General features: G+C 67.7%; 10 protein-coding genes. 5 read left to right on the top strand and 5 right to left on the bottom strand.

Going from position 1 to position 13,721, the window contains the following annotated elements; genetic code table 11:
- Window positions 1–7 precede the first annotated feature (7 nt).
- Window positions 8–1,171, bottom strand: coding sequence for a CaiB/BaiF CoA transferase family protein (locus J8I82_RS26595; RefSeq protein WP_209761829.1), 1,164 nt, complete (start codon window positions 1,169–1,171; stop codon window positions 8–10).
- A 303-nt stretch (window positions 1,172–1,474) separates the two neighbouring features.
- Here J8I82_RS26595 and argG point away from each other — a divergent pair, with 303 nt between their 5' ends.
- The 3 genes from argG (at window position 1,475) to J8I82_RS26580 (ending at window position 4,632) form a co-directional block, all read left to right on the top strand.
- Window positions 1,475–2,800: an argininosuccinate synthase gene (gene argG, locus J8I82_RS26590; RefSeq protein ID WP_209761828.1), complete on the top strand. Its 1,326-nt coding sequence runs from the start codon at window positions 1,475–1,477 to the stop codon at window positions 2,798–2,800.
- Window positions 2,801–2,986: 186 nt separating this feature from the next.
- A complete protein-coding gene (gene pip / locus J8I82_RS26585; protein WP_209761827.1) occupies window positions 2,987–3,940 on the top strand; it encodes a prolyl aminopeptidase in 954 nt (317 codons plus the stop codon).
- Window positions 3,941–3,978: 38 nt separating this feature from the next.
- The gene (locus J8I82_RS26580; protein WP_209761902.1) at window positions 3,979–4,632 is read left to right on the top strand and encodes a glutathione S-transferase family protein; all 654 of its coding nucleotides are present in this window, start codon (window positions 3,979–3,981) and stop codon (window positions 4,630–4,632) included.
- Between the two features lie 119 nt (window positions 4,633–4,751).
- Here the strand turns inward: J8I82_RS26580 and fabG are convergent, their stop codons facing one another.
- The gene (fabG, locus tag J8I82_RS26575) at window positions 4,752–5,483 is read right to left on the bottom strand and encodes a 3-oxoacyl-ACP reductase FabG (RefSeq protein WP_133095610.1); all 732 of its coding nucleotides are present in this window, start codon (window positions 5,481–5,483) and stop codon (window positions 4,752–4,754) included.
- Window positions 5,484–5,528: 45 nt separating this feature from the next.
- Window positions 5,529–6,758: an NAD(P)/FAD-dependent oxidoreductase gene (locus tag J8I82_RS26570; protein WP_209761826.1), complete on the bottom strand. Its 1,230-nt coding sequence runs from the start codon at window positions 6,756–6,758 to the stop codon at window positions 5,529–5,531.
- A gap of 289 nt (window positions 6,759–7,047) precedes the next feature.
- Between J8I82_RS26570 and J8I82_RS26565 the strand changes: the two genes are divergently transcribed.
- A complete protein-coding gene (locus J8I82_RS26565; protein WP_209761825.1) occupies window positions 7,048–8,082 on the top strand; it encodes an aldo/keto reductase in 1,035 nt (344 codons plus the stop codon).
- 258 nt (window positions 8,083–8,340) lie between these two features.
- Window positions 8,341–11,598 carry a transglycosylase domain-containing protein gene (locus tag J8I82_RS26560; protein ID WP_209761824.1) on the top strand — a complete coding sequence of 1,086 codons (3,258 nt, stop codon included), beginning with the start codon at window positions 8,341–8,343 and terminating at the stop codon, window positions 11,596–11,598.
- Here J8I82_RS26560 and J8I82_RS26555 read toward each other — a convergent pair.
- Window positions 11,571–11,822 (bottom strand): GlsB/YeaQ/YmgE family stress response membrane protein, encoded by a 252-nt coding sequence (locus tag J8I82_RS26555; protein ID WP_209761823.1) that lies wholly within the window; start codon window positions 11,820–11,822, stop codon window positions 11,571–11,573. The two genes, J8I82_RS26560 and J8I82_RS26555, sit on opposite strands and share 28 nt — an antisense overlap.
- Before the next feature lie 121 nt (window positions 11,823–11,943).
- A complete protein-coding gene (locus J8I82_RS26550) occupies window positions 11,944–13,500 on the bottom strand; it encodes a methyl-accepting chemotaxis protein (RefSeq protein ID WP_209761822.1) in 1,557 nt (518 codons plus the stop codon).
- Window positions 13,501–13,721 lie beyond the last annotated feature (221 nt).

Genomic DNA, 13,721 nt, shown 5'->3' with positions numbered 1-13,721 from the left:
CAGGGCATCAGCTGGCGACGCTGTGCTCGCCCAGCAGCGGCGGCGGCATCAGCGGGCCGTCGTGGCCCGCCAGCATCGGGTTGCGCACCATCGGCACGCGGCCCATGACGGGGTGCTCCGCCACCCGCATCAGGCCGCGGTGCCGCACCTGCGGATGGGCGAAGACTTCGTCCATGGTGTGGATCGGGCCCCACGGCACGCCGTTGGCGTCGAATGCTTCAGTCCAGCTGGCGCGCGTGCGCGTGGGGAAGAGCTCGGTCAGCAGCGCGCGCAGCGCCGGCAGGTGCTCGATGCGCGCCGAATTGGTGGCGTAGCGCGGGTCCTGCGCCAGCTCGGGCATGCCGGCCACCGCGCAGAATCGCGCGAACTGGCCGTCATTGCCGATCGCCAGGATCAGGTGGCCGTCGGCGCAGCGGAACACTTCATACGGCGCGCAGTTGGGATGCGCATTGCCGCTGCGCTGCGGATTCTGGCCCGAGACCAGGTAGTTGGCGGCCTGGTTGGCGTTCATCGCCACGGCCACGTCGAGCAGCGCGATATCGAGGTGTGCGCCGGCTCCGGTCGACTGCCGCTGGTACAGCGCGGCCAGCACCGCCGAGGTCGCATACATGCCGGTGCTCAGGTCGACCACCGCCACGCCGGTGCGCAGCGGCCCCGCGCCCGGTGCGCCGTCGGGCTGGCCGGTATAGCTCATCAAGCCACCCATGCCCTGGAACACATAGTCGTAGCCGGGCTTGTCGGCCATCGGCCCGTCCTGGCCGAAGCCGGTGATCGACAGGTAGACCAGGCGTGGGTTGATCGCATTGAGGGTTTCGTAGTCGAGCCCGTAGCGGCCCAGGGTGCCAACCTTGTAGTTCTCGACCAGCACGTCCGCTTCGCGCGCCAGCTCGCGCACCTGCGCGGCACCTTCCGGTGTGCTGTAGTCGATCGCCACCGAGCGTTTGCCGCGGTTGCAGCAGATGAAATAGCCCGACAGGCGCGGATCGCCTTCGGTGTCGGCCGGCGCGTCGAGGTAGGGCGGGCCCCAGCCGCGGGTGTCGTCGCCGCGCCGGGGATGTTCGACCTTGGTCACCTCGGCGCCAAGGTCGGCCAGGTTCTGGGTACACCAGGGACCGGCGAGAATGCGCGACAGGTCCAGGACCCGGATCCCTTGCAGGGCGCGATGCAGCATGACGATTCCGCTCTCAAAACAACGATGCGGCGCAGTATAGGGAGGGGTCCCGGGAGCGAACCAGTCGAGAGTTTTGAAGGGCGCGTTCGCGGCATTTCAACGCTGCGCCGGGGTGCCGCCAACGGCCCGGCGGCGGCGGCCGTTTGGCGCGTGGGCGCTGCCGTGTCACAATTCGCGTTTGGCACTGACTCGGCCCGTGACTCGGCCGGCCGCGTCGCCGTGCTTCCGCGCGCGCTGGCGCCTTTCCGGGCAACGTGGCGGAAGCCCGCCCAAGAGCCGACAAATTCACTTAGATTTCTGGCGATGACTACCATCCTGCAGCACATTCCTACCGGCGAGCGCGTCGGTATCGCCTTCTCCGGCGGCCTTGACACCAGCGCGGCACTCCTCTGGATGCGCCAGAAGGGCGCCGTCCCCTACGCCTACACCGCCAACCTGGGCCAGCCCGACGAGCCCGACTACGACGACATCCCGCGCCGCGCGAAGGCCTACGGCGCCGAGGAAGCCCGCCTGGTCGACTGCCGCACGCAGCTGGTGGCCGAGGGCATCGCCGCCCTGCAGTGCGGTGCGTTCCACATCTCCACCGCCGGCATCACCTACTTCAACACCACCCCGATCGGCCGCGCCGTCACCGGCACCATGCTGGTCGCCGCGATGAAGGAAGATGGCGTCAACATCTGGGGCGATGGCAGCACGTTCAAGGGTAATGACATCGAGCGCTTCTACCGCTACGGACTCCTGACCAACCCCGGCCTGCAGATCTACAAGCCGTGGCTGGACCAGCAGTTCATCGACGAGCTGGGCGGCCGTGCCGAGATGTCCGAGTTCATGCGCCAGAACGGCTTCGACTACAAGATGTCGGCCGAAAAGGCGTACTCGACCGACTCCAACATGCTGGGCGCCACCCACGAGGCCAAGGACCTGGAGCACCTGGATTCGGGCATCCGCATCGTGCAGCCGATCATGGGCGTGCAGTTCTGGCGCGATGACGTCGAAGTCAAGCGCGAGGAAGTCACCGTGCGCTTCGAGGAAGGCCAGCCGGTCGCGCTGAACGGCCAGACCTTCGCCAACGCCGTCGACCTGTTCATGGAAGCCAACCGCATTGGCGGCCGCCATGGCCTGGGCATGAGCGACCAGATCGAGAACCGCATCATCGAGGCCAAGAGCCGCGGCATCTACGAAGCCCCGGGCCTGGCGCTGCTGTTCATCGCCTACGAGCGACTGATCACCGGCATCCACAACGAAGACACCATCGAGCAATACCGCGACAACGGCCGCCGCCTGGGCCGCCTGCTGTACCAGGGCCGCTGGTTCGACCCGCAAGCCATCATGCTGCGCGAAACCGCCCAGCGCTGGGTGGCCGGCGCCATCACCGGCGAAGTCACCATCGAACTGCGCCGCGGCAACGACTACTCGATCGTGAACACCACCTCGCCCAACCTGACCTACAAGCCGGAACGGCTGACCATGGAAAAGGGCGAGTCGATGTTCACCCCGCTGGACCGCATCGGCCAGCTGACGATGCGTACGCTGGATATCGTCGATACGCGCGAGAAGCTGCAGACGTATGCGAAGACGGGCCTGTTGTCGACGCAAGTGAGCGCTTCGCTGCCGAAGCTGGAAGACTGAGCGGGGCCGCGCCGGTTGGCGCGATTTGCCACGTAAGGAATCGGCACCTTTGGGTGCCGATTTTTTTTGCCACCTCAAGCGATGCTTGCTGGATGGCACGAAGATGGAACAAGGCTGATCGCCGGCAGACGCGATCCTCCGTTCTGGCGTCGTACACTGTGGCCTCGAGACCACCGGAGCCACCACATGTCCTCCCTGCGCGCCCTCTACCCCGAAATCGAGCCCTACCACACCGGTACGCTCGATGTCGGCGACGGCCACGTCCTCTATTACGAGCGTGTCGGCACGCCGGGCGCCAAGCCGGCGGTGTTCCTGCACGGCGGGCCCGGTGGCGGGATCTCGGCCGACCATCGGCGGCTGTTCGACCCGGCGCGCTACGACGTGCTGCTGTTCGACCAGCGCGGCTGCGGACGATCGACGCCGCATGCGGGGCTCGAAAACAACACCACGTGGCACCTGGTCGACGATATCGAGCGGCTGCGCGAACTTGCCGGCGTGCAGCGCTGGCTGGTATTCGGCGGTTCCTGGGGCTCGACGCTGGCGCTGGCCTATGCGCAGAAGCATCCCCGATGCGTCAGCGAACTGGTGCTGCGCGGCATCTATACGGTGTCGCAGGCAGAGCTGGACTGGTACTACCAGTACGGCGTGTCCGAGATGTTCCCCGAGAAATGGGAGCGCTTCCAGGCGCCAGTGCCCGCGGCGGAGCGCGGCAACATGATGGCGGCCTATCGCAAGCTGCTGACCGGCGAGGACAAGGACAAGCAGATCGAAGCCGCGCGTGCCTGGAGCGTGTGGGAAGGCGAGACCATCACGCTGCTGCCGGATGCCGGCAACAGCGCCAGGCATGACGAGAGCCACTTCGCGCTGGCGTTCGCGCGGCTGGAGAACCATTACTTCACGCACCGCTGCTGGCTGGAAGATGGGCAGCTGCTGCGCGATGCAGGCAAGCTGGCCGCTATCCCCGGCGTCATCGTGCATGGGCGCTATGACATGCCGTGCCCGGTGCGCTATGCCCATGCCCTGCACAAGGCGTGGCCGAAGGCGGATTTTCACCTGATCGAAGGGGCAGGCCACGCGTGGACGGAACCGGGGATCATGGATCAGCTGCTCGCCGCCACCGACCGCTTCGCCGCGGCGTAGCCCGGGCGGGCCAACAGGAGACCGCAATGCAGCCCACGATGCAGCTTTATGCCCACCCGTTTTCCTCCTACTGCCAGAAGGCGCTGATTGCGCTGTACGAGAACGCGATCCCGTTCGAGTTTCGCATGCTGTCGCCCGACCATCCCGAGCATGCAGCCGAACATGCGCGCTTATGGCCATTGCAGCGGATGCCGGTGCTGGTCGATGGCCCGCGCACGGTATTCGAATCCAGCATCATCATCGAATACCTCGACCAGCATCACCGGGGCGCAGTGCGCTGGCTGCCCGAGGCGCCGGATGACGCGCTCGAGGTCCGCCTGCTGGACCGCTTCTTTGACCAGTACGTGATGACGCCGATGCAGCGCATCGTGCTCGACTATCTCCGCCCCGCTGACCACCGCGATGCCTATGGCGTGGCCGAGGCGCACAAGCTGCTGGAAAGCGCCTACGCCTGGCTGGACGCCAGGCTCGCCGGCCGCCAATGGGCTGCGGGGGCTGCTTTCACGCTGGCCGATTGCGCGGCGGCACCGTCGCTGTTCTATGCGGACTGGGTGCATCCCGTTCCTGCGGCGTGTCCCCATGTGCGCGCGTACCGCTCCCGGCTGCTGGCCCGGCCATCCTTCAGCCGGGCCGTCGACGAGGCGCGGCCCTACCGCCCGTTGTTTCCGCCGGGCGCTCCGGACCGGGACTGAAAGCAAGCGCGCGTCCGCGTCAGCCAGCACTTGCTCTCGCCGGACGCCGCCGCCCTTGCGGGTCGCTGCCGGCGCTGCCAGGGACAGCGCCGGCGGAAGGACGGCGGAATGACGGTGCCTTACCCAAACATCCCGCCGTTGACCGAAATCACCTGCCGCGTGATATAGCCGGCATCGGGCGACAGCAGGAAGGCGACGGTGGCGGCAACCTCGTCCGGCGTGCCCATGCGCCGCGCCGGGATCAGGCGCAGCGCTTCCTCGCGCACGTGCGCCTCGACCATGTCGGTGTCGATCAGGCCGGGTGCGACGCAGTTGACCGTGATGGCGCGCTTGGCCAGTTCGATGGCAAGCGCCTTGGTGGCGCCGATGATGCCCGCCTTGGCGGCGCTGTAGTTGGCCTGCCCGCGGTTGCCGACCAGTCCGGAGACCGATGACAGCGTGACGATGCGGCCAGGCTGGCGGCGCTGCACCATCGGCATCACCACCGGGTTGAGCACGTTGTAGAAGGCGTCGAGGTTGGTGTGCACCACCTCGTCCCATTCGGCGCCGGTCATGGCCGGGAACGCCGCGTCGCGGGCCAGCCCGGCGTTGCAGACCACGCCGTAGTAGCAGCCGTGCGTGGCGATGTCGGCCAGCAGCGTGGCCGCTGCCTCGTCGCGGCGGCTGACGTCGAAGCACAGCACGCGCGACCTGCTGCCATGGGCGCGCACCGCGTCGGCCACGGCTTCGGCCTCGTCGCGGCGTGCGCGGCAATGAACCACCACGTCATAGCCGTCGCGCGCCAGGCGCAGCGCGATGGCGCGGCCGATGCCGCGCGACGATCCGGTGACCAGTACGGTCGGATTGGTCATGCTTGTTGTCCTTGCAGAAAAGCCGTGCCGGCTCGGCGGCGGCCGTCAGACGTTGCAGAATTCTTCGAGCACCGCCATGCGGCGGCGCGGATCGGCGACGAACGGGTTGTTGCGGTCCCATGCATAGCCGGCCAGCACCGCGCTGATCATGCCGCGGATCTCAGGCGTGGCATTGGGGTGGAAGATCAGCTTCTGGAAGCGGCCTTCATACCATGCTTCAACAAAGACGCGGAAGCAATCCACGCCCGCGCGCAGCGGCTTCGCGAAATCTTTCTCCCAGTCCACCGTTTCGCCGCCGAGCTGGCGCACCAGGCAGTCAGCGGCCAGGCTGGCCGACTTGAAGGCGATGGTGACGCCGGAGGAAAACACCGGATCGAGGAATTCGCCGGCATTGCCCAGCAGCGCGTAGCCATTGCCCCACAGCGAACTGACGTTGGCCGAGTAGCCCGCGATCTGGCGCGCCGGGGTGTCCCAGCAGGCATCCGCAAGCAGGCTGGCCAGCCCGGGCTCCTCGGCCACCAGCGCGCGCAGCCGCTCGGTCTCGGTGCCGGTGTAGTTGTCCAGGAACGCCTTCTCGGCGACCACGCCGAGCGAGCAGCGGCCGTCCGAGAACGGGATGGTCCAGTACCAGACATCCGGGTGCTGCGGATGCACGCTGATCAGGATCTTGTTGCGGTCAAAGGCCCCCGGGGCGACCCGGTCTTCGACATGAGTGAAGAGCGCGCTGCGCACCGGGAAGCCCGACGGCGACTCCAGCTTGAGCAGGCGCGGCAGGATGCGGCCGAAGCCCGAGGCATCGAGCAGGAATTTCGCGCGGACCCGGTACTGGCTGCCGTCCGGCGCGCGCACCGTCACCTCCGGCTGCGCGCCGCCGACATCGACGTTCTCGACGAGATGCGCGAAGCGGACTTCGGCGCCCTGGCGTGCCGCCTCGCGGATCAGCACATCGTCGAAGCGGGCGCGCTGCACCTGGTAGGTCGTGCCCCAGCCGGGAGAGAATTTTTCCCGGAAGTCGAAGGCGGTGTGCTGGCCGGCGCGGGAGAACGCCGCGCCGTTCTTATACTGGAAGCCGGCTTCCACCACGGCGCGCAGCATGCCAGCGCTTTCGATATAGGCCATGCTCTGCGGCAGCAGGCTCTCGCCGATCGAAAAGCGCGGGAAGATTTCCTTCTCGATCACCAGTACCGGGATTCCGTGCTTGCGCAGCAAGCCCGCCGCGACCGAGCCGGCAGGGCCTGCGCCGATGATGACGACATCCGTGGTTTCCGTTTGCATTGGTGTCCGATCCTTGTTTCTGGTCAGGCCGGCGGGAGGGCGCCGGCAAACGCAAGAATATGGCGGCAAAACGCGCCCAGTTGGCGTGCCAGCAACATCTTGAAACCATTTCAGGCCGCTGTCGCGCGGAATCGGGCGTGCAGCAAAGGTCCAGCAAAGCACGCAATAAAAGCAGCGTGGCACCCGCGTTTATTGCGCTGTATGCCGCCGGCCGGTGTGCTTGCCGGCAAGCTGGACGAACTCCCGGCAAAATGTGGGACCGTGGTCACACAACCTTTCCGGAGAACCCATGCCAGACACCACCATGCCCTACCGCCGCCTCGGCGCCAGCAACCTGCGCGTCTCGGCGCTGTGCCTGGGCACCATGATGTTTGCCGACCAGACCGACGAAGCCGAGGCGGCGCGCATCGTTGCCAGCGCGCGTGACCACGGCGTGAATTTCATCGATACCGCCGACGTCTACACCAAGGGCGCGTCGGAACAGATGGTCGGCCGGCTGCTGACCGCCAACCGCCACGACTGGGTACTGGCGACCAAGCTCGGCAACGCCATGCAGGCCGCCCCCAACCATTCGCACTACTCGCGCGTGTGGATCGCGCGCGCGGTCGAGGACAGCCTGCACCGGCTCGCGACCGACTACATCGACATTCTCTACCTGCACCGCGACTATCCTGGCGAAAACCTGGAAGAGGCGGTCCGCGCGATGGGCGACCTGGTGCGCAGCGGCAAGATCCGCTACTGGGCGGTGTCGAACTTCCGCGGCTGGCGCATCGCCGAGATCGCGCGACTGTGCGGCGAACTGGGCGTGCCGCGCCCGGTGGCCTGCCAGCCGTACTACAACCTGCTGAACCGCGTGCCAGAGGTCGAAATCCTGCCGGCTTGCGAGCACTACGGCCTGGGCGTGGTGCCCTACAGCCCGGTGGCACGCGGCGTGCTGACCGGCAAGTACGCGCCCGGCCAGGTGCCGGGACAGGGCACGCGCGCCGGACGCGCAGACCGCCGCATGATGGAAACCGAGTTCCGCGAGGAATCGCTGGTGATCGCGCAGCAACTCAAGGCGCATGCCGAGGCGCGCGGCCTGACGCCGGGGCAGTTCGCCACGGCGTGGGTGCTGGCCAACCCCGTCGTCTCGTCGGTCATCGCCGGGCCACGCACGCTGGCGCAGTTCGAAGACTACTTCGGTGCGCTCGGGGCCGCGATCATGCCCGAGGAAGAATCGATGATCGATGCGCTGGTCGTGCCGGGCCATGCGTCGACCCACGGCTACAACGACCCGGGCTACCCGTTCGGGGGAAGGCCGGTGGCACGCGCGCACAAGGCGTGACAACGACGCACGCCGGCCGTGCAGGGCACGCCGGCATGTGGCGCAAGCGCGTCTCCGAATGACGCGCGTTAACTACGGCGCAATGCGCGGCGAGGTCAATAAAGGGACGACTCCACGCATGTTGATGCACGCCGGCCAGACTCCTACTAATATCAAGACAGGCGGCACGCGCTATGCGCGTGCCGCGAGAACATTGCGCTTCGAGCTGGTGCGCGGATTCCGATGCGCGCAACGCCGGCCAAACAGGGAAGCCCAAACGTGTCGCGTCGTGGCTGGATTTTCGCTGGCTTGGCGGTCGCCCTCACCGGGGGCGTCTACGTCGTGTATAGCTTTGTCGCGAGCGAAGTGCGCAATTCGCACTGGCAGTCGCGGCTCATCGGCGAACTCGGCCAGCGGCTGACCTTCGAGATCCAGCCTGGCGCCAGCGACAGCATCCGCTTCCCGCATTCCGGTCCGTATGATGCACGCATGGGCTACGGACTGCTGCCGCAGTTCGCGCAGCGGCTGCAGCAGCGCGGCTACGTTCCCGCCGAACAGGCGCGCATGTCGCCCGACATGGTCAGGCTGATGGATCAGGGCTTGTTCGCGCCTTACCGCGAGAAGAACCAGGCCGGCATCCTGCTGCGCGACTGCAACGGGCTGACGCTGGCGTTCGAGCGCTATCCGCAGCGCCAGTATCCCGATTTCGCCACGGTGCCGCCGCTGCTGGTCAGCGCGCTGCTGTACGTCGAGAACCAGGGCCTGCTCAACCCCGAATACCCCAACATGAATCCGGCGCTTGACTGGCGCCGGTTGTCGCGCGCGGTGCTCGACCAGTTCATCCGGCTGGCCGACCGATCGCACGACGCACCCGGCGGCAGCACGCTGGCCACGCAGATCGAGAAGTACCGCCACTCTCCCGAGGGTCGCACCGCGTCGATCCCCGAGAAATTCCGGCAGATGGCGTCGGCGTCGCTGCGCGCCTACCTGGACGGGCCCGACACGCAGCGCGCGCGCGAACGCATCGTGGTCGACTACCTCAACACCGTGCCGCTGTCGGCGCGCGAGGGGTTCGGCGAGATCAACGGCATCGGCGACGCGCTGTGGGTGTGGTACGGCGAGGACTTCGGCGAGGTCAACCGGCTGCTCAAGGAAATGGACCAGCGCGCGCCCGAGCCGCGCCAGGCGCAGGTCTTCAAGCGAGCCCTGTCGCTGATCATCTCGCAGCGCCGTCCGTCTTACCATTTGCGCCGCGACGACACCAACCTGGATGCGCTGACGGCCAGCTACCTGCGCCTGCTGGCCGCCAACAGCGTCATCACCGCCGAGCTGCGCGACGCGGCGCTGGCGCAGCCGCTGGACAAGGCCGCGCCGCCGCAGCGCGGGCCGCAGGAGCCATTCGTCACGCGCAAGGCCGTCAACCGCGTGCGCGCCGATGTCACGCGCCTGACCGGGGTGGAAAGCCGCTACGACATGGACCGGCTCGACCTGACGGTCGACAGCACCATCAACCGCGAAGCGCAGCGCATCGTCACCGAGACGCTGCAGCGCGTGAACAACAAGGCCGATGCGCGCGCCATGGGCCTGTACGGCCACAACCTGCTGCGCGACAACGACGACCCGTCGAAGCTGATGACCAGCTTCACGCTGTTCGAGCGTGTCGGCAACGCCAGCGTGGTACGGGTGCAGGCCGACAACATCGACCAGCCGTTCGACATCAACAGCGGCGCGCGGCTGAACCTCGGTTCGACGGCCAAGCTGCGCACGCTGGTGACCTACCTGGAAATCATCAGCGAGCTGCATGCGCAGTACGCCGGCATGGGCCGCGCGGAGTTGGCCGCGGTGCGGCTGGCACGGCAGGATGCGCTGGCCCACTGGGCGGTGGATTACCTGTCCAAGGCGAAGAAGCCAGAGGAGCGCGAACTGATGGCGATGCTCGAGGCCGCGATGGAGCGCAAGTACTCCGGCAGCGCCGGCGAAGGCTTCTACACCGGCGGCGGGCTGCAGAGCTTCACCAACTTCGAGCGCGAGGCGGGCGAGCGCAACATGACGGTGCGCATCGCGTTCCAGCATTCAGTCAACCTGGTCTTTATCCGCATGATGCGCGACATCGTGCGCTACGAGACCTTCCACGCCAATCCGGACATCGGCGACCTGTTCGAGGACCGCTATGCCCCGGGCCGGCGCGAGTACCTGGAGCGCTTCGCCGACCAGGAAGGCAGCGCCTACATGGTCAGCTTCTACCAGCGCTACCGTGGCAAGACCTCCGGTCAGCGGCTGGACACGCTGCTGGGCCGCGTGCGCATGACCATCCCGCACATCAATGCAGTGCGCATGTCGGTGACCCTGCTGAGCGCGCGTCCGTACCTGGATGAGGACAGCTATATCCGCATCATGCGCGCGCGCCTGGGCGACAAGCAGCTAGCCAAGGAAGACCTGCCGGCGCTGTACCGCAAGTACGGCAAGGACAAGTTCAACCTGAACGACCGCGGCTACCTGTCACGGGTGCATCCGCTGGAACTGTGGATGGTGGAGTACCTGGACCAGCACCCCGACGCCACGCTGACGGAACTGCTGCGCGCCAGCACGGCGGAGCGCCAGGAAGTCTACAAGTGGCTGTTCAAGACGCGCAGCAAGGCGGGCCAGGACAACCGCATCCGCACGCTGCTGGAACAGGACGCCTTCACCCGCATCGCCAGGCGCTGGCAGCGGGTGGGCTATCCATTCGATTCGCTGACGCCGTCGTACGCCAGCGCGATCGGCGCGGCGGGCGACCGTCCGGCGGCGCTGGCAGAACTGGCCGGCATCCTGCTGGCCGGTGGCGTGGTCACGCAGAGCGCCGCGGTGCGCAGCCTGGCCTTTGCCGACGGCACGCCATACGCCACGCGCTACGTGCTGCAGCCGGGGCCGGGCAAGCGCGTGTTGCCGGCCGAGGTGGCCGAGCTGGCGCGGCGTTCGATGCTGGACGTGGTGGAACGCGGCACCGCCAAGTCGATCCGCGGCGCCTTCACGGTGCCGGGCCGCGACGGCGCGACGCTGACGGTGGCGGGCAAGACCGGCACCGGCGACCAGCGCTTCCAGGTGTACGGGCCGGGCGGGCGGCTGATCTCGTCACGCTCGGTGAACCGCTCGGCGACTTTCGTCTTCACGCTGGGCGAGCGTTTCTTCGGCACCGTGGTGGTCAACGTGCGCGAACCGTACGCGGTGCGCTACAGCTTTACCAGCGCGCTGGCGGTGCGGGTGCTGCGCGCGATTGCGCCACAGGTGTCGGCAATGGCGCCGGGCGGCGACCGCGCGCTGCTGCGCTGCCGCGATGCCGCGCCGGGCCTGCGCACGCCGCGCATGCCGACCATGGCAGCACCGGCCGAAGCCGTGCCGGGCGCCACGCTGGCGCAAGGGCTGGAGGCGCCGCCCCGCGCGGACGCGGTGGCTCAGCCCGCGCCTGCGCCGGCCAAGCCCGAGGCGCCGAGCCTGGCCGATGCCAACGATGCCATCGTGCGCAAGGCCAGTCAGCCCTTGCGGCGGACCATGCCGTAGATCACCAGCAGAACGATTGCGCCGATCACCGAGGCGAACCAGCCAGCCGGTTCGCCTGGCTGGTACCAGCCCATCGCGCGGCCGACGTAGCCGGCCACCACCGAGCCGAGCACGCCGAGGATGATGGTCATGATCCAACCCATCTTGTCGTCGCCGGGCTTCACCGCCCGCGCGATCAGTCCGACGATTAGGCCAACGAACACGGTGCCGATGAATGCCATCATGGTGCGCTCCCGGTAGTGGACTGCTTAGGATGGGGGCCGGCTGCATGGTGCAGCAAGCTGCGCTTCATGATACACGCAGCCGGCGGCAACGTATGACGCTGACGTGACCGCGCCGCCGGGGTCAGGCGCGCGCCAGCCGGAACTGGCCGACGGCCTGGTGCAGCATGTCGGCCTGGTCCTCCAGCGACGCCGCCGCGGCGGCCGCCTCTTCCACCAATGCCGCGTTCTGCTGCGCCATCTGGTCCATCTGCGACACCGCCTGGTTGACCTGCTCGATGCCGCCGGTCTGCTCTTCGGTGGCCGCCCGCATCTCGCCCATCAGGTCGGTGACGCGCTTGACCGCTTCCACGATCTCGTCCATCGCCTTGCCGGCGTTTTCCACCAGCACCGCGCCGTCTTCCACGCGCTGCGCCGAGTCGCCGATCAGCGCCTTGATTTCCTTGGCGGCGGTGGCGCTGCGCTGCGCCAGCGTGCGCACCTCGCCGGCCACCACGGCGAAGCCACGGCCCTGTTCGCCGGCGCGCGCGGCTTCCACCGCGGCGTTCAGCGCCAGGATGTTGGTCTGGAAGGCGATGCCCTCGATCACGCCGATGATGTCAACCACCTTGCCCGAAGCCTGCTTGATCTCGCCCATGGTGCCGACCACCTGGTTGACGATGGTGCCGCCGCGCACGGCGATGTCCGAAGCCCCCTCGGCCAGGCGGCTGGCCTGGCGCGCGTTGTCGGCGCTCTGGCGCACGGTGCTGGTGAGCTGCTCCATGCTCGCGGCGGTTTCCTGCAGCGAGGCGGCCTGCTCTTCGCTGCGGCGCGACAGGTCGGCGTTGCCCGCGGCGATCTGCTTGGCGGCGCCGGCGATTGCATCGGCCGAGCCGCGGATGCTGCCGATCGCGCCGGTCAGGCGCGCCTGCATGCGCTGCATCGCGAACAGCACGCTGTGCTCGTCGCCCGGGCGCACTTCGACATGGCCGGCGAGGTCGCCCTCGGCAATGCGGCCGGCGATCTGCGCGGTGGCGGCCGGCTCGCCGCCGAGCTGGCGGTGCAGGCTGGCGGAGACGCGCACCATCACCAGCGACATCAGCGCGCCGACCGCCAGCAGCAGGCCCAGCGCCTTCCACAGCTCGGCGCGGAAGGCCGCTTCGATGTCATCCAGGTACAGCCCGGCGATAAAGTTCCAGTCCCACGGGCGGAAGTTGGCCACGTAGCTCAGCTTCGGCTGCGGCGCCTCGGCGCCCGGCTTGGGCCACTGGTATTCGACGAAGCCCTTGCCGGCGCCCTTGCCGATCGTGGCGATGTCGCGGAACAGGTAGACGCCGTTGGGGTCCTTCATCCCCTCCATCGCCTTACCGTTCATCTCCGGCTTGAACGGGTGCATCAGCACCACGGTGTCGGAACGCATCAGCGTGAAGTAGCCGTCGGCGCCGAAGCGCATGGCGCGCACGCGCTCGATGGCCTGCTGCTTCGCCTCGTCGGCCGGCAGCTTGCCCGCCCTGGCCAGCGCCTCGTACTCGGCCACCACCGAGACCGCGGTGTCGGTGACGTGAGCCAGGTCGAGCCGGCGCTCATCCATGCGCAGCGTGCGTATGTGCCAGGCGTTCCACAGCGTGATGCCGAGCAGGCAGACCCAGCTCAGCACCAGCGGCAGCAGCAGTTTTTTCTTCAGGCTCAGTTTGTCCAGCATGCTTTCCATTCCTCCTTCAGCGCATTGCGCATTGCACATCGGTGACACGCAATCTGCGGCGTCATTCATGGCTGACGCCTGTCGGGCATGCGTGTGCGTCTGCGGGCTAACGGCGGGGCGGGAAACTAACTTGATTGGGGTAATACCGCCCATGCTGGGCATATGGTTGATTGGTTCTAACAACTCCGAAACTAAAGTGATGCAGCGGTCCCTCACGGCTG

This window comes from Cupriavidus consociatus, from assembly GCF_017814975.1.
Lineage (GTDB): Bacteria > Pseudomonadota > Gammaproteobacteria > Burkholderiales > Burkholderiaceae > Cupriavidus > Cupriavidus consociatus.
Note: the sequence above shows the minus strand (reverse complement) of the source record. Positions and strands in the feature narration are given on the sequence as shown.